This window comes from Streptacidiphilus sp. ASG 303, from assembly GCF_020991365.1.
In the GTDB taxonomy this organism is placed as follows: domain Bacteria; phylum Actinomycetota; class Actinomycetes; order Streptomycetales; family Streptomycetaceae; genus Peterkaempfera.
In genome coordinates, this window is record NZ_JAJLRA010000010.1 from 1 (window position 1) to 22,228 (window position 22,228).

The 22,228-nt window shown below is 76.8% G+C and carries 14 protein-coding genes and 1 pseudogene; 11 read left to right on the top strand and 4 right to left on the bottom strand.

Annotated elements, in window-relative coordinates:
• Window positions 1-610: 610 nt before the first annotated feature.
• Window positions 611-1,060 carry a PTS glucose transporter subunit IIA gene (locus LO771_RS15175; protein WP_230652628.1) on the top strand — a complete coding sequence of 150 codons (450 nt, stop codon included), beginning with the start codon at window positions 611-613 and terminating at the stop codon, window positions 1,058-1,060.
• Window positions 1,061-1,227: 167 nt separating this feature from the next.
• Window positions 1,228-2,898, top strand: coding sequence for a phosphoenolpyruvate--protein phosphotransferase (gene ptsP / locus LO771_RS15180; protein ID WP_230652630.1), 1,671 nt, complete (start codon window positions 1,228-1,230; stop codon window positions 2,896-2,898).
• A 368-nt stretch (window positions 2,899-3,266) separates the two neighbouring features.
• On the opposite strand, the gene LO771_RS15185 is transcribed toward ptsP, so the two are convergent.
• On the bottom strand, window positions 3,267-4,469 hold the full coding sequence (locus LO771_RS15185) for a glycoside hydrolase family 3 N-terminal domain-containing protein (RefSeq protein ID WP_230652632.1): 1,203 nt from the start codon (window positions 4,467-4,469) through the stop codon (window positions 3,267-3,269).
• 143 nt (window positions 4,470-4,612) lie between these two features.
• Here LO771_RS15185 and LO771_RS15190 point away from each other — a divergent pair.
• Together LO771_RS15190 and LO771_RS15195 are read left to right on the top strand one after the other, a co-directional pair.
• Window positions 4,613-4,900: pseudogene (locus LO771_RS15190) on the top strand (transposase); the annotation flags it as partial.
• A 96-nt stretch (window positions 4,901-4,996) separates the two neighbouring features.
• Window positions 4,997-5,500 carry a transposase gene (locus LO771_RS15195; protein ID WP_230652634.1) on the top strand — a complete coding sequence of 168 codons (504 nt, stop codon included), beginning with the start codon at window positions 4,997-4,999 and terminating at the stop codon, window positions 5,498-5,500.
• A gap of 119 nt (window positions 5,501-5,619) precedes the next feature.
• Here LO771_RS15195 and LO771_RS15200 read toward each other — a convergent pair whose 3' ends face one another.
• Window positions 5,620-7,671: an acetoacetate--CoA ligase gene (locus LO771_RS15200; protein ID WP_374228177.1), complete on the bottom strand. Its 2,052-nt coding sequence runs from the start codon at window positions 7,669-7,671 to the stop codon at window positions 5,620-5,622.
• Between the two features lie 156 nt (window positions 7,672-7,827).
• Window positions 7,828-8,370, bottom strand: a complete 543-nt coding sequence (locus tag LO771_RS15205) for an NUDIX domain-containing protein (protein ID WP_230652638.1) — start codon at window positions 8,368-8,370, stop codon at window positions 7,828-7,830.
• A gap of 147 nt (window positions 8,371-8,517) precedes the next feature.
• Between LO771_RS15205 and mmuM the strand changes: the two genes are divergently transcribed.
• The 7 genes from mmuM (at window position 8,518) to gndA (ending at window position 17,310) form a co-directional block, all read left to right on the top strand.
• Window positions 8,518-9,474 (top strand): homocysteine S-methyltransferase, encoded by a 957-nt coding sequence (mmuM, locus tag LO771_RS15210; RefSeq protein ID WP_230652640.1) that lies wholly within the window; start codon window positions 8,518-8,520, stop codon window positions 9,472-9,474.
• A gap of 234 nt (window positions 9,475-9,708) precedes the next feature.
• Window positions 9,709-10,473: an IclR family transcriptional regulator gene (locus tag LO771_RS15215; protein WP_230652642.1), complete on the top strand. Its 765-nt coding sequence runs from the start codon at window positions 9,709-9,711 to the stop codon at window positions 10,471-10,473.
• Window positions 10,474-11,156: 683 nt separating this feature from the next.
• A complete protein-coding gene (locus tag LO771_RS15220; RefSeq protein WP_230652644.1) occupies window positions 11,157-11,465 on the top strand; it encodes a hypothetical protein in 309 nt (102 codons plus the stop codon).
• Window positions 11,466-11,600: 135 nt separating this feature from the next.
• Window positions 11,601-13,157, top strand: coding sequence for a glycerol kinase GlpK (gene glpK / locus LO771_RS15225; RefSeq protein ID WP_374228182.1), 1,557 nt, complete (start codon window positions 11,601-11,603; stop codon window positions 13,155-13,157).
• 195 nt (window positions 13,158-13,352) lie between these two features.
• A complete protein-coding gene (locus tag LO771_RS15230; protein WP_230652648.1) occupies window positions 13,353-14,939 on the top strand; it encodes a glycerol-3-phosphate dehydrogenase/oxidase in 1,587 nt (528 codons plus the stop codon).
• A 406-nt stretch (window positions 14,940-15,345) separates the two neighbouring features.
• Window positions 15,346-15,720 carry an LMBR1 domain-containing protein gene (locus tag LO771_RS15235; protein ID WP_230652650.1) on the top strand — a complete coding sequence of 125 codons (375 nt, stop codon included), beginning with the start codon at window positions 15,346-15,348 and terminating at the stop codon, window positions 15,718-15,720.
• Between the two features lie 153 nt (window positions 15,721-15,873).
• Window positions 15,874-17,310 (top strand): NADP-dependent phosphogluconate dehydrogenase, encoded by a 1,437-nt coding sequence (gene gndA, locus LO771_RS15240; protein WP_230652652.1) that lies wholly within the window; start codon window positions 15,874-15,876, stop codon window positions 17,308-17,310.
• Between the two features lie 79 nt (window positions 17,311-17,389).
• Here the strand turns inward: gndA and LO771_RS15245 are convergent, their stop codons facing one another.
• Window positions 17,390-22,141 (bottom strand): hypothetical protein, encoded by a 4,752-nt coding sequence (locus tag LO771_RS15245; protein WP_230652653.1) that lies wholly within the window; start codon window positions 22,139-22,141, stop codon window positions 17,390-17,392.
• Window positions 22,142-22,228: the final 87 nt, after the last annotated feature.

Consider the following 22,228-nt stretch of genomic DNA (forward strand, 5'->3'; position numbering starts at 1 on the left):
GCGCACAGCGTCCTCGCTGCTGTGTATCTTCAAAGGAACCCAGAGGGTTCAAATATCTGGCGTTGACTTTTGGCACGCTGTTGAGTTCTCAAGGAACGGACGCTTCCTTCGCGGCCCCTGCGGGCCCTTCCGGGCGCTTCGTTCTTCCGTGTCTCCAGCTTATCAGACCCGCGAACTGCTTCTGCGTTTCCGATTTCCCGCCGGAGTGGGATCCGCTTTCGGCGGCGTCCACCACTTTACTGGTTTCTGCGCTTTCTTCCGAATCGGCCCCGGAGGGCCGTCCGGGCCACCGGATCCATGCGGAACCAGCGACATCTCCGTCGGCGGAGACATGAACGTACCTCCTGTCCGACAGTGAGGCAAATCGGCGGCGGCCGTGGTCATCCGTTCGGCGCGCACCCCGGGGGCCGAACGTGTGGCGAGGGGAGGCACTCCCTGCGGACTGCGCGCATCCGCACAGGTCACAGAGGTGGTCTGGAGGGGTTCGAAAAGGACGGGGGGCGGGCGGTCGTGCGTGGGATCGCTGACGCAGACCCGGTTTGCCATGATTGGTCACGATCTCCGCGGCCCGCCGCGCGAGGTCGCACCCCGCCCCGCAGGAGGCAGCACCATGACGACCGTGACGTCACCGCTGGCAGGGCGTGCCGTCGGGCTGGCGGCCGTTCCCGATCCGGTGTTCGCCGAGGCCCTGGTGGGGCCGGGCACGGCCGTCGACCCCGTGCGCCGCGCCGGGGCGGCCGTGGCTCCGGTGTCCGGTGTCGTCGTGTCGGTGCATCCGCACGCGTTCGTGGTGCGGGACGAGGAGGGCCACTGCGTCCTGACCCACCTGGGCATCGGCACCGTGCACCTGGGCGGCGAGGGGTTCGAGGTGCTGGTGGTCAGGGGCGAGCCGGTGGAGCGGGGCCGGCCGGTCGTGCGGTGGGACCCGGTGCGGGTGGAGGAGACGGGCCGGTCCCCGGTCTGCCCGGTCGTGGCGCTGGAGGCGGCGGCGGAGCACCTGGCGCACGTCGTCGTGGAGGGCCTCGTGGAGAGCGGGGGCGGCCTGTTCACCTGGGACTGAGAAGGTACGGGCGCCGCGCGGACGGGACCGGGCGGACGGGACTGCACGGACGGGACTGCACGGACGGGACTGCACGGACGGGGCCGGGCGGCCGCGGGCGGCGGTCCGCCCCGGGACGGCGCCGTCGAGGACGGATGCGGGAGACGGAGCGGGTGGAGACGGACGATATGGACGAGACTCTGCAGGGCGTGGGGGTCAGCCACGGCGTGGCGATCGGACCGGTGCGGCACATGGGCACGGCGGCGCTGGAGCCGCCGGAGGAGCGGATCCCGGTCGAGCGGGCGCCGCAGGAGCAGGCCTGGGCCCGGCAGGCCCTGGAGGCGGTGGCGGCGGACCTGCGGGCCCGCGGCAACCTGGCCGGCGGGGAGGCGCAGGCCGTCCTGGAGGCCCAGGCGCTGATGGCGCTCGACCCGGAGCTGGGCGCGGACGTGCGGCGGCGCATCGCGGTGGGCAGCACGGCGGCGCGCGCCGTCCACGACGCGGTGGCCTCCTTCCGCGCGGTGCTGGCGGCGGCCGGGGACTACCTGGCCGGGCGGGTCGCCGACCTGGACGACGTCCGCGACCGGACGGTGGCCCGGCTGCTGGGCGTCCCCATGCCCGGGGTGCCGGACAGCGACGAGCCGTACGTGCTGGTGGCGCACGACCTGGCGCCGGCGGACACGGCGCTGCTGGACCGGACGCTGGTGCTCGGCTTCGTCACCGAGGAGGGCGGCCCGACGAGCCACAGCGCGATCCTGGCGCGGGCGATGGGCGTGCCGGCGGTGGTGGCGCTCCCGGGGGCGACCTCGTTGGAGGAGGACGTGGTCGTCGCGGTCGACGGCAGCACGGGCGAGGTGGTCGTGGCGCCGTCGCCGGAGCTCCGGGCGGAGCTGCGGCGGGCGGCGGAGGAGCGGCGGTCCGCGCTGGCGTCCGCCTCGGGGCCGGGACGGACGTCGGACGGGCACCGCGTGCCGCTGCTCGCCAACATCGGCGGTCCGGCCGATGTCGCGGCGGCGCTGCGGGCGGGGGCGGAGGGCGTGGGGCTGTTCCGCACGGAGTTCCTGTTCATGGAGGACTCGGAGCGCGCTCCGTCGGAGGACCGGCAGGTCGAGGCGTACCGGGAGGTGCTGGAGGCTTTTCCGGAGGGCCGGGTCGTGGTCCGGGTGCTGGACGCGGGCGCCGACAAGCCGCTGGGCTTCCTGACGCCGGCGGACGAGCCGAACCCGGCGCTCGGGGTGCGCGGCCTGCGGACGCTGCTGGACCACCCGGAGGTGCTGCGGACGCAGTTGCGGGCGCTGGGGCGGGCGGCCGAGGGGCTGCCGGTGCACCTGGAGGTGATGGCGCCGATGGTGGCGGACCGGGTCGACGCGCGGGCGTTCGCGGAGGCGTGCCGGTCGGTGGGGCTGCGGGCCGCGTGCGGGGCGATGGTGGAGGTGCCGGCGGCGGCGCTGCGGGCGCGGGCGGTGCTGCAGGAGGTGGAGTTCCTGTCGCTGGGCACCAACGACCTGGCGCAGTACGCGTTCGCCGCGGACCGGCAGGTGGGGGCGGTCGCCCGGCTGCAGGACCCGTGGCAGCCGGCGCTGCTGGACCTGGTGGCGGCGGCCGCGGGCGCGGCGCGGGAGACCGGGCAGGGGTGCGGGGTGTGCGGGGAGGCGGCGGCCGATCCGGCGCTGGCGTGCGTGCTGGTGGGACTGGGGGTGACGAGCCTGTCGATGGGGCCGGCGGCGATCCCGTACGTGCGGTCGGCGCTGGCCCGGCACACGCTGGCGCAGTGCGGGCGGGCGGCGGCCGCGGCGCGGGCGGCGGACACGGCCGAGGAGGCGCGGGCGGCGGCGCACCAGGTGCTGTCCGGGGAGTGAGGGGCCGGGTGCGCGGGGCGGCCGCCCGCCGGGCAGAGCGGTCAGGCGGGCGGGCAGTCGGTCGGTGAGCCGTTTCAGCGGGGGCTCGATCGGGTGGCGCCCGAGCAACGCTGGAGGGGTGCAGAACGGACCAGGCTCCCGAACGGTTGAGCGGGGTGTCCGACGCCTCGACCCGCCCACCGGGGAGTCTCGATGGTCCTCTGTCCTGCAGCACTGGACCTGCCGTATGCGCTTGTCGCGTGGGTGGCCATCCAGCGGGCCCGCCGGCCCCGGCACCGCCGGACCGCGCCGGGCCGGTCGGGCCGGGGCTCCCTGTCAGCGGGCCGACGGCCGCGGCGCGCCGTCGTCGCCACGATCGCCGCCCGGGGTCAGCCGCAGTACAGCAGGCCTGCCTTCTGCTTCGCGGCCAGGATGCGGTGGACGCTCCGGTCCGCCTTGAGGCGGAAGGCAGGGTTGTGCGCCATGCGGGCCTGGACGGCCTTGGCCATGGCGGGGATCAGGTTCGGTTCGACGGTGAGGACCTGGTCCCCGCCGGCGTTGAGGAACGCCACGGCGCGGTCAGCGGGGAGGACGGACCTGACCGCCACCGCGTTGCCGAGGTCGTCGGAGACGACCACGCCTCGGAAGCCCAGGGAGGTGCGGAGCAGTTTCTGGATCACCGCGGAGGAGAAGACGGCCCTGTGCTTCGAGTCGATCCTGCTGTAGGTCGCCAGCGAGATCATGACGAACGGCGCGCCGGCCTTGATCCCGGAGCGGAACGGCGTGATGCTCGCGCTGCTGCCGGTCGTCACGGAGTCGACCACGTTGGCCGTGGTGTCGGTGTTGCCGCGGACGTAGCCGAGTCCGGGGAAGTGCTTGAGCGTGGCCAGCACCTTCGACTGGGCGAAGCCCGCGGCGAAGGCGCCGCTGTGGGAGGCGACGGTCGTCGCGGTGTGGCCGTACTCGCGGTCGTAGCGGCCGATCGGAGCATTGTTCCTGCCGAGGCTGGACGGTACGACATCGGTCACGGGCGCGAGGTTCAGGTTCACGCCGGCGGCCTTGAGCTGCTTCGCCCACAGGGCTGCCGAACTGCGCAGCTTCGAGGTGGACCAGCTTCCCTGCACGAGTCCGCTGGGGATCGTGGAGAAGCCGGGGCCGGACAGGACCTGGACCTGGCCGCCCTCCTGGTCGGTGGAGACCAACAGGCCCACACGGTGCCCGGCCACGGTGTCGGCCTTCGCCTGGAGGCCGTCGGCCAGGGACTTGGTCGCCCTGGTGCCGGACTTGCTCCGTCCGGCCAGGAACACCGACCCGACGTGGTACTGGCGCAGGACCTGGAGCCGTTTCCGGTCCGGAAGCGAGGCGTTGACGCCCCCCATGAAGAGCTGGCCGACGCGTTGCGGTCCGGTCATTCCCGCAAAGACCCGGTCGACGCAGGTGACGGCACGGACACCGGTCACCGGAGCGGGGTTCGCCGGTTCGGCCTGCGCGACGCCGAGGCCGGCTGCGGCCAGTGAGACGGTCAGCGGCAGGACGGGCCAGAGCCCGCGTTTGCCCCTCGAACCGCGGGAGGACGTTCGCTGCGACGTCATGGGAGACCCCTTCCGTTACGCCCGCCACGGGCCGGGTGGTCCCTGCCCGCTCGCGCACGGCGTCCACGCAGGCATGTTCGCACAGCGAACACAGCTTCGACACCGTGGGGGTTGGCTGCACCGCGCCTGGTCATGGTCGGACCGTGGAGAGGACTGGCCGCCGGACGCATCGGAGTGCCGACTCTGCGCGGACGGTGGATCGGCTCCCCGAGCAGTGCCCTGTCCTGCCCCGGCCGATCGAGGTCCTGCGTGACCGGGAGGGAAGCTTCGAGCCGCAGATCGCCAAGAAGTGTCAGCGGCGGCTGACCGGCGTCGACGAGACGGTTCTCTCCCTGTCCGCCCGCGGCCTGACGCACGGCGGCAACTCGGCCCACCTGGCGGAGGTCTGCGGCGCCAGCGTGTCGAAGTCGACGATCTCCACGATCACCGACTCCGCGGGCCGCCAGGACTGGGACAGGATACGGACGAGGCTCCCGGGCGGTTGAGCGAGGTGTCCGACACCTCGACTCGCCCACCGGGGAGCCTCGATGGTCCTCTGTCCTGCAGCACTGGACCTGCCGCATGCGCTCGTGGAGCGGGTGACCATGCTCATCGTCACCCGCGAGGGTGACCGCCGGCGCAAGCTCCGCCCCTCCCAGCGGGCCCTGGTCGCGCTGGTGCACCTGCGCAGGCACGACACCCTCACGCAGATCGCCGCCGGCTTCGGCATCGGCGTCGGCACCGCCCACGCCTACGTCCGCTCCGTCACCGGCCTGCCCGCCCGCCGCGCCCCCGGCCTGACCCGCGCCCTGCGCGAAGCGGACGCCGAGGACGTCCTGGTCGACGGCACCCTCGCCGAGAGCGACCGCCCCGGCCAGGACCTCACCGCCCGCCCGAGGGCGCGGAACCGAGCCCACGCCCGCCTGCGCTGCCCAGTCGAACGCGGCATGGCCACCGTGAAGAACCGGCGGATGTTCCGCCACGCCCGCTGCGGCCCCAACCGGCTCACGTCAGCAGCCAAGGCCGTCCTCACCCTGGAGAGGCAATGCTGAAAGTGCTCAGTCGGTCGGGCGGGGCGGCCGGCCCACGGCGGTGCCGGGTCGCGGCGGCGGCCCGGCGGACGGGTGCCCGCCGGGCCGTGCTCGCGGACGCGGCTGCCCGGCGGGCCGGTTCAGGACCGGTCGGCGGCGCGCTCGCGGGCGAGGCGTTCGAAGAAGCGCAGGCTGTCGGGGTTGTCGACGGAGCCGGGGTTGACGGCCTGGTCGAGGGCCGCGCCGGCGAGCAGCCGCTTGACGGGGACCTCGATGCGCTTGCCGGTGAGGGTGTGCGGGAGGGCGGGGACGGCGACGACCTCGTCGGGGACGTGCCGTGGCGAGAGCTGCTCGCGCAGGGCGGTGCGGATGCGGCCGCGCAGCGCGTCGTCGAGGACGGCGCCCTCCTCCAGGACGACGAAGAGCGGCATCCAGTACCCGCCGCCGGGCTCCTCCAGGCCGATGACGAGGGACTCGCGGATCTCGGGGAGGCGGTCGACGACCTCGTAGATGTCGGCGGAGCCCATGCGGACGCCCTGCCGGTTGAGGGTGGAGTCGGAGCGGCCGTGGATGACGACGGTGTTGCGGGGGGTGACGGTGATCCAGTCGCCGTGGCGCCAGACGCCGGGGTAGGTCTCGAAGTAGCTGGCGCGGTAGCGGGCGCCGTCGGGGTCGTTCCAGAAGCCGGTGGGCATGGAGGGCAGCGGGCGGGTGACGACGAGTTCGCCGACCTGGTCGACGAGGGGCCTCCCGACGGGGTCCCAGGCCTGGACGTCGGCGCCGAGGCAGGGCGCCTGGATCTCGCCGACGTGGACGGGGAGCGTGGGGACGCCGCCGACGAAGCAGCTGCACACGTCGGTGCCGCCGCTGACCGAGGCGAGCCAGACGTCGCTCTTCACCTCGTCGTAGATCCAGCGGAAGCCGTCGGGGGGCAGCGGCGAGCCGGTGGTGCCGATGCAGCGGACGGCGGAGAGGTCGAGGTCGCGGCCGGGGTGCAGGCCGGCCTTGCGGCTGGCGACGACGTACGCGGCGGAGGTGCCGAGGACGGTGGCGCCGGTGCGGGCGGCCACCTCCCACAGGGCGCCGGTGCCGGGGTGGCCGGGGCTGCCGTCGTAGGTGACGACGGTGGAGCCCGTGAGCAGGCCGGCGACGAGGAAGTTCCACATCATCCAGCCGGTGGAGGTGTACCAGAGGAAGCGGTCGCCGGGGCCCAGGTCGAGGTGGAGTCCGGCCTGCTTGAGGTGCTCGACGAGGATGCCGCCCTGGCTCTGCACGATGGCCTTGGGCAGGCCGGTGGTGCCGGAGGAGTAGAGCACCCACAGGGGGTGGTCGAAGGGGAGCTGCTCGAAGACCGCGCCGTCCGGTGCCGCGCCGCCGGGGGCGGCCGCGGTGAGGTCGTCCCAGTGCAGGGCGCCCTCGGGGGCGGGCGTGCCGAGGACGGGGACGTGGACGACGGCGCGCAGGCCGGGGAGTTCGCGGCGCAGCTCGGCGACGGCGGCGGTGCGGTCGTGCTCCTTGCCGCCGTAGCGGTAGCCGTCGACGGCGAAGAGGACGACGGGGTCGATCTGCCGGAAGCGGTCGAGGACGCTGCGGGCGCCGAAGTCGGGGGCGCAGGAGGTCCAGACGGCGCCGACGGCGGCGGAGGCGAGGAGGGCGACGACGGCCTGGGGGATGTTGGGCAGGTAGGCGCTGACCCGGTCTCCGGGGCGCACGCCGAGGCGGCGCAGTTCCGCGGCGAGGGCGGTGACCTGGCGGCGCAGCTCGGCCCAGCTGAGGGGCTGCGGCTCGGCGGTGGTCTCGTCGAGGTGCAGGAGGGCGGGGGCGTCGGGGTCGGCGTCGGCGTGGCGCAGGGCGTGCTCGGCGTAGTTGAGGCGGGCTCCGGGGAACCAGCGGGCGCCGGGCATGGCGTCGTCGGCGAGGACGGCCTCGGGCGGGGTGCTGAAGCGGACGTCGAACCACTGGGTGACGGCGCTCCAGAAGCGCGCCGGGTCCTCGACCGACCAGGCGTGCAGGGCGGCGTAGCGGGCCGCGGCGTCGGCGTCGTCGACGGCCGGGGCCAGGGGGGTGGCGGGGGCGCCGTGGTGACGGGCGGCCCACTGCTGGAAGGCGGCGATGCGGGTGGCGGCGGCCCGCTGGGGGTCGGGGCGCCAGAGGGGCGCGGTCGCCGTGTCGTCCTGCGGCGTTGTGCTCACGGTGGTGGTCTCCCGGCCGGAGGGTGGGGCGGGTGCGGTGCTTGTGGCGGCGGCCCGCCCGTGGGGTCCTGACGTGGCTGACCCTGCCATGCGGGCGGTGCCCGCGCCAGAGGGGCCGGGGGCCGCGGCGGGTGGGCCGCGGCCGGGACCGCCGGGTCAGGCGGCCGGGTCGTCGGGGTGGGGCGGGTAGCCGCCGGCGAACCAGGTGCGGGCCGCGCGGGTGTGGAGGGGGAAGGCCAGGTCGGCGGGGGCGGTGAGGAGGGGCCGGTCGTCGGTCTCGGCGGTGGGCGTGAAGGGGGGCAGGTCGGCTTCCCGGAGGGTCGGGAGGAGGCCGAAGACGAGGAGGTGGCGTCCCTCGGGGTCGCTGAGGGTGTCGGCGAGGCGGACGGCGGCGGGGTCGGCGCGGATGCCGGTCTCCTCGGCGAGTTCGCGGACGAGGGCCCGCTGCCAGGTCTCGCCGTGGTCGACGAAGCCGCCGGGGAGCGCGGGCAGGCCGCGGCCGGGCTCGATGGTGCGGCGGACGGCGGTCAGGGCGGTGGCGCCGTCGGGGGTGCGGACGGGCTGGAGGGCGACGGCGACGGGCAGCGGGTTGCGGTAGGCGGTGGCGCCGCAGGCGGGGCAGGTGCGGGGCCAGGCGTCGGTGCCGGGGGCGTAGGGGGAGCCGCAGCGGCTGCAGTGGGTGACCTCGTCGGCGGGCATGGGGGGAGCGTACCGGCGGGGGGGCGGCCCGGGCGGGGTGGGGCGGGGGCGGCCCGGGCGGGGTATAGCGGGGGCGGCCCGGACGGGGCACGGCGGGGCGGTCGGGCCCGGGCGGGCCGGTCCGTCCGCCGGACTACGGTGGGGATCATGGCGGACCGTTTCTCTCCCTCCCCCGCTCCCCCGCTCGCCGAGGCGCTGGCGGCCGGCCCGGTCGTGCTCGACGGCGGCCTCTCCAACCAGCTGGAGGCGGCCGGCCACGACCTGTCGGACGCGCTGTGGTCGGCGCGGCTGCTGGCGGACGGCCCGGAGGCGCTGGTGGAGGCGCACGCGGCGTACTTCGCGGCGGGTGCGGACGTGGCGACCACGGCGAGCTACCAGGCGACCTTCGAGGGGTTCGCCCGCCGGGGCGTGGGCCGGGAGGCGGCGGCCGGACTGCTGCGGCGCAGCGTGGAGCTGGGCCGGGAGGCGGCAGCGCGGGCACGGGCGCGGGGGGCGGTGCGGCCGCTGTGGGTGGCCGCGTCGGTGGGCCCGTACGGGGCGATGCTCGCCGACGGGTCGGAGTACCGGGGCCGGTACGGGCTGTCGGTGGACGAGCTGGAGCGGTTCCACCGGCCGCGGGTGGAGGCGCTGGCGGAGGCGGGGCCGGACGTGCTGGCGCTGGAGACGGTGCCGGACGCGGACGAGGGACGGGCGCTGCTGCGGGCGGTGCGGGGGCTGGGGGTCCCGGTCTGGCTGTCGTACACGGTGGAGGGCGGGGCGGCGGGGGTGCGGACGCGGGCCGGGCAGTCGCTGGAGGAGGCGTTCGGGCCGGCGGCGGACGCGGACGAGGTGGTGGCGGTGGGGGTGAACTGCTGCGCGCCGCAGGATGCGGACGCGGCGGTGGCGGCGGCGGCCCGGATCACAGGGAAGCCGGTGGTGGTGTACCCGAACAGCGGGGAGGTGTGGGACGCGGCGGCGCGGGCCTGGCGGGGGCGTCCGGTGTTCGGGCCGGAGCGGGTGGCGGCGTGGGCGGCGGCGGGCGCACGGCTGGTCGGGGGCTGCTGCCGGGTGGGGCCGGCGGGGATCGCCGGGGTGGCGGAGGCGCTGGGGCACCGGGGCGGGTGAACGCCGAACCGCGCCGGGCGGGGCGGGGCGGTGGCCGCGTCGTCGGCGCGGAGCGGGCGCGGTGGGGAGAGGGTCGGCGGGGAGAGGGTCGGCGGGGCGGGGGTCGGCGGGGCGGGTGCAATGGGGAGATGGAGCGGCGGCGTCCGGCCTGGCACACTCTTGGGGACAGCGATGCGGTCGACATGACCTGATGCCGTTCGGCATTGTCGACCGCCGTCCCAGCGGAGGTGTGCGATGCCCGGCCCGATCCAGTCGCTCTCGCGCGCGGCGGCCATCCTGAGGCTGCTGGCCGGCGGCGAGCGCAGGCTCGGACTGTCGGAGGTCGCAACCTCGCTGGACCTGGCCAAGGGCACGGCGCACGGCATCCTGCGGACCCTCCAGCTGGAGGGGTTCGTCGAGCAGGACCCGGAGAGCGGCCGGTACCAGCTGGGCGCCGAGCTGCTGCGGCTCGGGCAGAGCTACCTGGACGTGCACGAGCTCCGGGCCCGCGCCCTGGTCTGGGCGGACGACCTGGCCCGGGCCACGGGCGAGCAGGTCTACCTGGGGGTGCTGCACCAGCGGGGGGTGCTGATCGTCCACCACGTCTTCCGGCCGGACGACAGCCGCCAGGTCCTCGAGGTCGGCTCGATGCAGCCGCTGCACGGCACCGCGCTGGGCAAGGTGCTGCTGGCGTACGACCCGGTGGCGCGCGGCGAGCTGGAGGGCGCGGAGCTGGAGGCGTACACCCCGCGCACGCTGACCGACCTGGCGGACCTGGACGCCGAGTGCGCGCTGACCCGGGAGCGGGGCTGGGCGGGGGCGGTGGAGGAGACCTGGGAGGGCGTGGCCTCGGCCGCGGCCCTGATCAGGGACCGGCGGCGGAACCCGGTGGGCGCGGTGGGCGTCAGCGGGGCGGTGGAGCGGGTGTGCGAGGCCGGGTTCGTCCGGCCGGAGCTGGTGGCCTCGGTGCGGGACGCCGCACGGTCGATCTCCCGGGACCTGGGCGCGGCGCGCTTCTGACCGCGTACGTCCCGTCCGGCGGGCCGCACCGGGGGGCGCCCCGTTGGGCGCCGTGGGGGCGGGGCGGCCGGGGAGGCCCCGGGCGCGCCCGCAGGCCCCGACGCGCAGGCTCCGGCCCGCAGGTTCCAGCGCAGGCCCCGGCGCACGACGCCGCGGGGCGCCGGTCGAAACCCCCGCGCCCCGGCCCGGGCGCCGCGGCCCCGCGCTCCGGCCTGCGGCGACGCCCCCGTTCAGGTCCGCGCCCCGTCGGCGACCGCCGGCCCGCCTGCGGGCGGACGGGCCCTCCGGAGCCGCCGCGCGGCGCACCGGAGCGGTGCGGACGGGTGCGCCCGAGCCCTCCCGGCCGGAGGGTGGGGCGGGATCCGTGCGTCACAGACAGGCCGGCGCCCTTGACTCCGCGAGGACCGTCGGGAAAAACTGCCGGATGACGGTCGACAATGTCGAACGACGGACGGACGGCGCTCCGCGCGCCCCGCACCGCCGCGGCAGGCGTCCGCCGACCGCCCGGGCGCTCCCGCACCGGGCACCACCAGGGGCGTCCCCGGGACCGGGCCGCCCCGCAGGGCCGCGGCACCGCGCCGCGGGCCTCCGACGCTCGGCGACGAGCCGTACCACCGCCGCCCCGCCCGCACCGCGGGGCGGACGCCGGGAACGACCCGCCGGACAGGGACAAGGGAGTCACAGTGTCCGCGTACTCCGACGGCGGCATCCTGGCCGGCGAGGCCGTCGATGCGGCCGCGCCGGTCCTCACGGGCGGCCGCGCCCGCGCCGCCGCGCCCCTCGGGGGAGCCGGGGCGTTCGGCGCGGGGCGGCCCGCGGCCCCCTCCGGCCGGGGCCCCTCCGGCCGGGGCCCCTCCGGCCGGGGCCCCGGCGTGCCGGTCGGCGCCCGCACGGGGAGGGGCGGCCCCGACCGGGACCGCTCCCGGACCCCCGCCGCCGGGCCCGCCGCCGCCGGGGTGCCCGGCCGCCTGCTCCGCCCTGCCGCGCCGTGACCCTGGTTTGCCCTCCGCCCGGCGGCGGGGAACGACACACCGTCGGCACCACCCGTCCTGGCCCTCCCCCCACCGAATGAGGCCTCTCCCATGACCCACGACCAGGCGACCCCGGACCGGGCGACGCACGACCCGCTGACCGGCGACCGGACGACCGGCGACCGGCACCGGGCCGGCTACGTCGCCGCCATCGACCAGGGGACCACGTCGAGCCGCTGCATCGTCTTCGGCGCGGACGGGCGCATCGTCTCCGTCGAGCAGCAGGAGCACCGCCAGATCTTCCCGCAGCCCGGCCATGTCGAGCACGACGGCGCCGAGATCTGGACCCGGGTGCGGTCGGTCGTCCGCGGCGCCCTGGAGAAGGCCGGGCTGACCAGGCACGACATCCGCGCCGTGGGCATCACCAACCAGCGCGAGACCACGCTGCTGTGGGACCGGCACACCGGCGAGCCGGTGCACAACGCCCTGGTGTGGCAGGACACCCGCACCGAGGCGCTCTGCCGGGAGCTCGGCCGCAACGTCGGCCAGGACCGGTTCCGCCGCGAGACCGGCCTGCCGCTGGCCAGCTACTTCGCCGGCCCCAAGATCCGCTGGCTGCTGGACAACGTCGAGGGCCTGCGCGAGCGCGCCGAGGCCGGCGACATCCTCTTCGGCACCATGGACACCTGGGTGATCTGGAACCTCACCGGCGGCCCGGACGGCGGCGTCCACGTCACCGACGTCACCAACGCCTCCCGCACCATGCTGATGAACCTCCACACCCTGGAGTGGGACGCGAGGATCGCCGAGTCGATGGGCGTGCCGATGGCGGTGCTGCCCGAGATCCGCTCCTCCGCCGAGGTGTACGGCCACGCGGTCGGCGACCTGGAGGGCGTGCCCGTCGCGTCGGCGCTCGGCGACCAGCAGGCGGCGCTCTTCGGCCAGACCTGCTTCGACGAGGGCGAGGCCAAGTCCACCTACGGGACCGGCACGTTCCTGCTGCTCAACACCGGCGAGCGGATCGTCAACTCCTACCACGGCCTGCTGACCACCGTCGGCTACCGGATCGGCGGGGAGAAGCCGGTGTACGCCCTGGAGGGCTCCATCGCCGTCACCGGGTCGCTGGTCCAGTGGCTCCGCGACCAGCTCGGCATCATCTCCACCGCCGCCGAGATCGAGACCCTCGCCTCGACCGTCGAGGACAACGGCGGCGCCTACATCGTGCCCGCCTTCTCCGGCCTCTTCGCCCCGTACTGGCGCGCCGACGCCCGCGGCGTCATCGCCGGCCTCACCCGGTACGTCACCAAGGGCCACCTGGCCCGGGCCGTGCTGGAGGCCACCGCCTGGCAGACCCGCGAGGTCGTCGACGCCATGGAGAAGGACTCCGGGGTGCAGCTGACCTCGCTGAAGGTCGACGGCGGCATGACCTCCAACAACCTGCTCATGCAGAACATCGCCGACGTCCTCGACGTGCCCGTCGAGCGCCCGTACGTCGCCGAGACCACGGCGCTGGGCGCCGCCTACGCGGCCGGCCTCGCCGTCGGCTTCTGGCCGGACCTCGCGACGCTGCGGGCCAACTGGCACCGCGCCGCCGAGTGGACGCCCCGGATGGACGACGCGACGCGGGACCGCGAGTACCGCAACTGGATCAAGGCCGTCGAGCGAACCAAGGGGTGGGTCGAGGACGAGGAGGACGACCCCTCCGACCACTGACCCGCCGGGCCGGGGGACGCGGACCGCGTCCCCCGGCCCGGGCCGCCCGCCGGCGCACCGCGTGCGCACGGGCGGGCGGCCCGCCGAACGACGGTGCACCGCACCACCCCGTGCGGGCGCGCCGCACCGCACATCCGAGAGAGGAGACACGGCCCCCGCGGGCCCCGCGAAGACCCCGGAGCCGTACACCACACCATGGCCACCATCCCGACCCAGGGCTCCCAGCGCACCGCCACCCGGGCGCAGGCCCGCGAACTCCTCAGCAGCACCACCTACGACCTGCTCGTCGTCGGCGGCGGCATCCTCGGCACCGCCGTGGCCTGGACCGCCGCGCAGTCCGGGCTGAAGGTCGCCATGGTCGACGCGGGCGACTTCGCCGGCGCCACCTCCAGCGCCTCCTCCAAGCTCGTCCACGGCGGCCTGCGCTACCTGCAGACCGGCGCGGTGAAGCTGGTCGCCGAGAACCACAAGGAGCGCCGGGCGCTGGCCACCGACGTGGCCCCGCACCTGGTCAACCCGCTGACCTTCTTCGTGCCCGTGTACAAGGGCGGCCCGCACAGCGCGCCCAAGCTCGGCGCCGGCGTCTTCCTGTACTCGGCGCTCTCCGCCTTCCGCGACGGCATGGGCCGGGTCTCCACCGCCGCCCACGCCGCCCAGCAGGTGCCCGCGCTGCGCACCGAGGGCCTGCGGTCGGTCGCCGTCTACGGCGACCACCAGATGAACGACTCCCGGGTCGCCGTGATGACCGTGCGGGCCGCCGTCGACTCCGGCGCCGTCGTGCTCAACCACGCCGAGGTCACCGGGCTGCGCTTCACCGGCGGCCGGGTCACCGGCGCCGAGCTGCGGGACCGGCTGGACGGCGCCGAGTTCGGCGTGGACGCCCGCCTGGTCCTCAACGCGACCGGGCCGTGGGTGGACCACCTGCGCCGCATGGAGGACGCCGGGGCGGCACCCAGCATCCGGCTCTCCAAGGGCGCGCACGTGGTCGTGAAGCGGCGCACCCCGTGGCGGGCCGCGCTGACCATCCCGATCGACAAGTACCGCGTCTCCTTCGCGATCCCGTGGGAGGACCACGTCCTGCTCGGCACCACCGACGAGGAGTACACCGGCGACCCGGCGGAGGTGCGGGCCACCGACGCCGACATCGACCAGATCCTCGGCGAGGCCGGGCACGCGGTCCGCGACGAGCACCTGGACCGGTCGCTGATCACCTACTCCTTCGCGGGCCTGCGGGTGCTGCCCGGCGGACCCGGCGACACCGCCGCCGCCAAGCGGGAGACGGTGGTCACCGAGGGCCGCGGCGGCATGCTGTCGGTGGCCGGCGGCAAGTGGACCACCTACCGGCACATCGGGCGGACCGTGCTGGAGAAGCTGCGGAACGTGCCGGGCGTGGGGCTGTCGGAGGACATGGCCGAGTTCCCGCGGACGGTGCCGCTGCCGGGCGTCGGCGCGCCCGACGCCGTCGCGCACCGGCTGCTCGTCGACCGCGAGCCGGGGGCCCGGATGGAGCCGCTGGTCGCCCGGCACCTCGCCTCGCACTACGGCACGCTCGCCTTCGACATCGCCCGGCTGATCGCCGACGACCCGGCGCTGGGCGAGCCGATCCACCCGGACGGGCCGGACGTGTGGGCGCAGGCCGCCTTCGCGGCCGACCGGGAGTGGGCGTACACGGTGGACGACGTGCTGCGGCGGCGCACCACCATGACGGTCCGCGGACTGGACACGCCCGAGGTGCGGGAGCGGGTCGGGGCGTTCCTGGAGAAGCGGGGCCAGGGGCTGTGAGGCGCGCGGGACCGGTGCGGCCGGTCCCGCGGGGAGCGGGGGCGGGGCCGGCCGGCCCCGCTCCCGGCCGCGCCCGGGCCGGCGGGTGAGGGCTGCGGCCCGGCGCGCGGCGGAGGGCGGGCGGGGCCCCGCGGGGCGCGGCCGCCCTCCGTGCCGGGGCGGGCGGGGCCGACGGGGCGGAAGCGGGTCGGAGGGGCAGGGGGCGCGAGGCAGGTGACGCTCCGTCAGGACCGTCCGGCAGGGGCCGTCCGGGTGGCGCGGTACCGCCGGGCGGGCGGGATGCGGCGGCCGGACCGGGTGGTTCCGCCGCAGATCCGGGCATGAACCCCATGGCACCGGGCAGGGTGCCGGACGGACGGTGCGTCAGCAGCGCCGCCCGGCCGTCGCACTTCGGAGGGGGTCACCCGTGGGACGTACCCGGCATGACAGGAGCACCCGGGACGGCAGGAGCACCGGCGACAAGGGGGAGGGCGCCGTGCGCCGCCGCCTGCCGGACGAGGTCCGGTCCGCCGCGGTCCGCGCCTGGATGGCCTTCTCCTTCACCCTCTTCTGCCTCATGGTGACGGTGCTGGCCGCCCTGGGCCACACCTGGCTCTTCCTGCCCTCGCTGCTGGTGACCGCCGCGAGCGTGCTGGCCTCCACCTGGGGGCTGCTGGACGTCTGGATCGCCCGGCAGGTCGCCGCCCAGCGCACCTGGGGCAGCGGCACCGCCACGGCGTGGGCCGGGGCCGCGGGCGCCGGACGGCGGCCGCGGCGCCGCCGCCACCCGAGCCCGGCCTGAGAGCGGCCCGGGGGCGTACGCGCAGGTCGCCGTGAACCACCGCCGGGTCGCGCTGCGTAGCGAGGGGCTGAGTCCGCGTGCACCGGCGGCCGGGGGGAGGCAGGCTGGTGGACGGGACGACAGGCGGCGGACGAGAAGGCGGGAGCTTCGGCAATGGCGCAGCAGGCACGCATCGGGGTCACGGGACTGGCGGTCATGGGCCGCAACCTGGCACGCAACCTCGCCCGGCACGGGCATCCGGTGGCGGTGCACAACCGGACGCCGTCCCGGACGAGGGACCTGGTGGAGCAGTTCGGCAGCGAGGGGGTGTTCCTCCCCGCGGAGACGGCGGAGCAGTTCGTCGCCTCGCTGGAGCGCCCCCGGCGGCTGGTGGTGATGGTCAAGGCCGGCCGGCCGACGGACGAGGTGATCGAGGAGTTCGCGCCGCTGCTCGACCCGGGCGACATGATCGTGGACGGCGGCAACGCGCACTTCGCCGACACCCGGCGGCGCGAGGCGTCGCTGCGGGAGCGCGGCATCCACTTCGTCGGCACCGGCATCTCCGGCGGCGAGGAGGGCGCGCTGCACGGGCCGAGCATCATGCCGGGCGGCTCGGAGGAGTCGTACGCGGCGCTGGGCCCGCTGCTGGAGGACATCGCGGCGAAGGTCGACGGGGTGCCGTGCTGCACCCACGTGGGGCCGGACGGCGCCGGGCACTTCGTGAAGATGGTGCACAACGGCATCGAGTACGCCGACATGCAGCTCATCGGCGAGGCGTACGACCTGCTGCGGCACGTGGGCGGGATGAAGCCGGCCGAGATCGCGGAGGTGTTCCGCACCTGGAACGGCGGACGGCTGGACTCCTACCTGGTGGAGATCACCGCGGAGGTGCTGGCCCACACCGACGCGGAGACGGGCCGGCCGTTCGTGGACGTGGTGCAGGACCGGGCGGAGCAGAAGGGCACCGGGCGGTGGACGGTGCAGATCGCGCTGGACCTGGGCGTGCCGGTGAGCGGCATCGCCGAGGCGGTCTTCGCCCGGTCGCTGTCGGGCCACGCGGACCTGCGGGCGGCGGCCCGGCACCTGCCGGGCCCCGGGGAGACGTGGCTGGACAGCGCGGCGCACGACCGGTTCGCGGACGACGTGGAGCAGGCGCTGTACGCGTCGAAGATCGTGGCGTACGCGCAGGGCTTCCACCAGATCCAGGCGGGCAGCGCCGAGTACGGGTGGCGGATCGACCCGGGGGCGATGGCGACGATCTGGCGGGGCGGCTGCATCATCCGGGCGAAGTTCCTGGACCGCATCCGGGCGGCGTACGAGACCCGGGCGGACCTGCCGTCGCTGCTCGCCGACGACTACTTCGCCGAGGCGCTCGGCGGGGCGCAGGACTCCTGGCGGCGGGTGGTGTCGACGGCGACGCAGCTGGGCGTGCCGGTGCCGGGCTTCTCCGCGGCGCTGGCGTACTACGACGGGCTGCGCGCGGAGCGGCTGCCGGCGGCGCTGATCCAGGGGCAGCGGGACTTCTTCGGGGCGCACACCTACCGGCGGGTCGACCGGGAGGGTGCGTTCCACACGCTGTGGGGCGGGGACCGGCGGGAGGTCGGGGCGTAGGCGGCACCCTCCGCGCTCCTTCGCGGGAGGCCCCCGCCGGGTGCGGCGGGGGCCTCCCGTGTGTCCGGGGCCGGGCGGGTCAGCCGGCCGCGGTGGGCCCGGCGGGCTCCGCACGTGCGGGGGCCTGGGCGCGTTCGGGCGCCTCGGCGGGGCGGCGGAACATGCGGGTGGCGGTGATCTCGCCGTGGACGGCGGGGGCGTCGGGCTCGGGCGGGACGGGCAGGCCGGGGCGCAGGTGCTCCTCCACGGAGATGTACTTGAGGCCGGCGCGCAGGTCGGCGTCGTTGCGGAGCCGGATGATCAGCGGGAACTCGGCGAGCGCGGTCGTGTCGAACAGGCCGGTGGTGTAGAGGAGCTGGACCCCGAGGGCGTCGGCGACGGCGCGCTGGAGCTCCAGCAGGTAGGTGGCGTTGGCGCGGCCGATGGGGTTGTCGAGGAAGAGCGTGCCGGCGTGGCGCAGCCGGGCCTGGCCGCGGTCGTTGGCGCGCAGGGCGGCCATGGTGCAGTACAGGGCGATGGCGGCGGTGAGGAGCTGGCCGCCGGAGAAGACGTCGTTCATCTGGCTGACCGGGACCCGCTCGGCGCGGAGCACCGCGTCGGGCTTGAGGATCTCCACGGAGACGCCCCGGGGGCCGAGGGCGGCGTGGACGCCGCGCAGCAGGAGGGACATGCCGTCGCGGCGCAGGTCGCTGTTCTTGCGGACGGCGGCGCGGGTGGCCTCGTCGACGACCTCGCCCAGGCGCTCCACGAGGAGGGCGTGGTCGGGGTCGTCGAAGCGGATGCGCAGGAACTCCTGGCCGGACCACTCCCCCAGGCCGTCGGGGAGGCGGGAGAGCCGCTGGGCGGCCCGCAGGGTGGTGAGGGAGGTCTCGACCAGGCCGCGGAGGCGGTCGACGATGGAGTCGCGGTTGCGCTCCAGCTGCTGGAGCTCGTCGGTGAGGACCCGCAGGCGGGGGGCGAAGGCCTCCGCCCAGGCGGCGGCGTGCTCGGGGAGGGCGGCGGCGGGCAGTTCGCGGATCTGCTGGCGGGCGGGGGTGCGGACGGCCTCGTAGCGGACGGAGTTGGCGTGCCGGACCAGGACGTCCGAGGCGTCGCGGACGGCGAGTTCGGCGGCGGAGAGGTCGGCGGCCGCGGCGCGCAGGACGCGGCGGGCGTCGGCGGCGGCGGTGCGGGCCTCAGCGAGGGTGCCGGGCCAGGGCTCGGCGGGCTGCTCGGGCTCGTCGGCGGCCGCGGGGTCGCGCAGGCCGTCGCGGAGCTGGGCGGCGGCCTCCTCGAAGGCGGCCGCGGCGGCCTGCGCGGTGTCGTGGGCGCGGACCAGTTCGGCGTGCTCCGTGCGGGCGGCCTCCAGCCGCTCGGTGCGCTCGGCGAGGTCCGCGGTGGCGCTGCGCAGCAGGGCCTGGGCGTGGTCGGGGTCGGCGGGCACGAGGTGGTCGGGCAGCTCGGTGTGGGCGTCCCCGGCGGCGGGGGCGGAGCGCTCGGCCTCGCCGCGGAGGCGGCCGAGCTGCTCGCTGGCGGCGGCGGAGCGGGCCTCGATGAGCTGGACGAGGTCCTCGGCGCGGGCGGCGGCGGCCTGGCGGGAGGGGGCGTCGGCGCCCTCGGGGCCGCCGAGGAGGTCCTCGGCGCGGGCGCGGACCCTGTTGGTGAGGCGGTCGAGCTCGGCCTGGGCGGCGGTCTCGGCGCTCTCGGCGCGGGCCTGCTCGGCGCGCAGGTCGGCGCCGACGCCGACCTTCTCGTAGAGCTGCGAGGCGGCGCGGTAGGCCTCACGCAGGGCGGGGAGGGACGGCCGCGGGGCGGCCTCCGTCCCGGCGGGGACCCCGTCGGTCCCGGTCCCGGCGTCGGCGTCGGCGGGGTCGGGGCGGTCGGTGCCGGTGATCTCGGCGCGCTCGGCGCGCAGGGCGCGGGCGGTGCGGCGGGCGTCGTCGGCGGTGCGCTGGGCGGCGCGGCGGTCCTCGTCGGCGGTGCGGGCGCGGTCGGCGCAGACCTGGCGGCGCTGCTCGTACGCGGCGGCGTCGGCGGCGAGCTCGCGCAGGCGGCGGTTCCAGGTGTCGCGCTCGCGGAGGCGGAAGGCCAGGCCGGCGAGGGCGTCGGCGGACCGGCGGGCCTGCTGGGCGGCGTCGCGGCGCTCCTCGTGGACGGCGGCGGCGGAGGCGCGCTCCTCCTCGGCCTCGGCGTGCTCCTCGCGGGCGGCGGCGAGCTCGGCGGCGGCGAGCCCGGCGGCGTCGCGGGCCTGCCCCGCGGCGGCGGCGAGCTCGGCGAGGCCGCCGGGCGGGCAGCCGGTGCGCCAGGAGGCGAGGCGGGCGGCGAGGGCGCGGTCGCCGCCGAGGCGGGCGGCGAGCTCGCGGATGTGCTCCTCACGGGCGGCGGCGCGGGTGCGCAGCTCGCGGCGCTCGTCGTCGGCGGCCCGCTCGTCGTGCATGGCGGGGTTCGGCGGGACGAGGAAGACGTCGCGGGGGCCGTCGGCGGGCGGCGGGGCGATGAGGGCGGCGGCGGTGCCGACGGCGACGGCCGAGCGCGGCAGCAGGGCGGCGGCGGCGAGGGCCTCGCGGGCGCGGCCGAGGGCGCCGGGGTCGGTGACGACGACGCCGTCGACGAGCTCGGGGCGGGTGGCGAGGATGCGGTCGTGGTCGGCGGGGTCGACGGACTGGGCGAGGTAGCGCCAGCCGGGGAGGGCGGGGATGCCGTGCTCGCCGAGGTGCTCGACGGTGGCGAGGACGTCGCGTCCGGGCGGGAGCAGGCCGCCGTCGCCGAGGGCGGCGAGGATGCGGGAGTCGTCGGCGGCGGCGGTGCGCAGGTCGAAGAGGGTGCGCTCGGCGGTGGCGACGGCCTCGTCGAGGAGGTCGCGCAGGTCCTCGGCGGCCGTGTCGAGGAGGTCGGGGGTGAGGACGCCGGTGCCGGGGGCGCCGGCGGCGGCCTCCGCGGCGTCGTCGTCGCGGAGGGGGTCGAACGGGTACGGGTCGAGGGAGAGGAGCGCGGCGAGGCGGGGCTCGGCGGCGAGGCGGGCGGCGGTGCGGCGCTCGGCGGCGAGGGCCCGCTCGGCGGCGGCGCGGGCGTCGGCCGCGCGGGCGGCGGCCAGTTCGGCGCGGGACTCGGCGGCGGCGGCCTCGCGGGTGCGGGCGGCGGCCTGCTCGGCGGCGGCGCGGGCCTGGTCGAGGGCGGCGGTGGCGGCCTTCTCGGCGTCGGCGGCCTGGAGGGCGGCGCGGGCGGGGTCGGCCGGGTCTGCGGGGCCCTCGCCCCCGGGGGTGTCGGCGATCCAGCCGGCCTCGACGGCGGCGCGGGTCTCCTGCTCGACCTCGGCGAGGCGCTGGCGCAGGTGGTCGGCCTCGCTGCGGGCCTTCTGGGCGGCGGTGGCGGCGTCGGTGGCGTCGCGGTGGGCGGTCTCGCCGTCGGACTGGAGGGCGGCGGCGCGGGCGTCCTCGCGGTCGGCCTGCCCCTCGGCGTCGGCCGCGGCGGACTCCAGGGCGCGGACCAGGGCGGCGGCGGCGCGGGCGCGGGCGGCCAGGGCCGGGGCGGCGTCGCGCTCGGCGTCGCGGATGGCGGCGGCGACGCGGGCGGAGCGGTCGGCGGCGGCACGGTGGCGCAGGACGGCCTCGGCGGCCTGCCAGGCGGAGTGCAGGGTGCGGGCGTCGGTGAGCTCGCGGCGCAGCGCGGCCGCGTCGGCGGTGGCGGCGGCGAGGCCGAGCGTCGCGTGACGGTGCGTCAGTTCGGCGGTGATGAGGGAGTGGCGGGTGCGGTCGGCCTCGGCGGCGGTGACGGCGGAGGCCGCGGCGGCGACCTCGACGGCGAGGTCGTGGGCGCGGTCGCGCTCGACGCCGCCGCGGGCGGCCAGGGCGCGGGCGAGGCGGCGGGTGCGGCGGTCGGCGGCGCGGTGGACCTCGCGGACCGTCCCGCGGGCGTCGGCGGCGTCCGCGATGCGGTGCAGCAGGTCGAGGGAGCCGGCGGTGAAGTCGCGTTCGGCGGTGAGCTCGGCGCGGCGGCCGAGCTTGGCGGCGAAGCCGTGGACGAGGTCGGCGAGGCCGTCGGTGTCGCGGGTGTCGGTGACGGCGCGCAGCAGCAGGTCGGTGAAGTCGGAGTCGTTCCTGACCGAGAACAGGCCGGCGGCCTCGCCCTCGTCGGCGTTCATCTCGCGCTGGTAGCGGAAGAGCTCGGGGTCCAGGCCGAGGGCGCCGAGGTGCTCGTTCCAGCGGTCGTGGACCTCCTCGAAGGTGACCTCCAGGTGGGGGTCGGCGCGGCCGGCCTCGGTGAGGGCGTCGCGGAACCCCTTCATGGTGCGGCGGCGCCCCCGGGAGACGGGGGCCGCGGCCCCGGAGCCGTCCGGGCCGGGGACGGGCGGCAGCACGACCCGCTCGGCGACGGGCAGGGAGTCCAGGCTCATGCCGGGGCCGGGGCGGAAGGAGTACCAGAGCTCGGCGAACCTCCGCGGGTCGGAGGAGACCTGGCGGCCGCGCCACTCGCTGACCTTGCCGACCACGACCGACTCGCCGGTGACGGTGTGCTGCCACTCCAGGGCGACGTGGCCGCAGTCGTCGGCGAGGAGGAACTTGCGCAGCACGCCGGAGCTGGCGCCGCCGAGGGTGTTGCGGTGGCCGGGCAGCATCACCGAGAAGATCAGCTTGAGCAGGACGGACTTGCCGCCGCCGTTCTCCAGGAACAGCACGCCCGCCGGGGCGGGGCGGCGGGGCGGGCCGTCCGGCTCCTCGCCGAAGAGGCCGGGCTGCCGGGGGGCGGGGTCGCTGACGGGCTCCCCGACGCCGCGCAGATCGAGCACGGTGTCGGCGTAGCGCGCGCCGGCGGGCCCGATCGAGTAGAGGCGGACCCGGTTGAGCTCGTACATGGGGCGGGGTCTCCTGAGCGGCTGGTGCGGGGGTCGGGTTCGGGGCGGGCGCGGCCCGCGGTCTGCGGGTCCGCCGTGCGGTTCCCG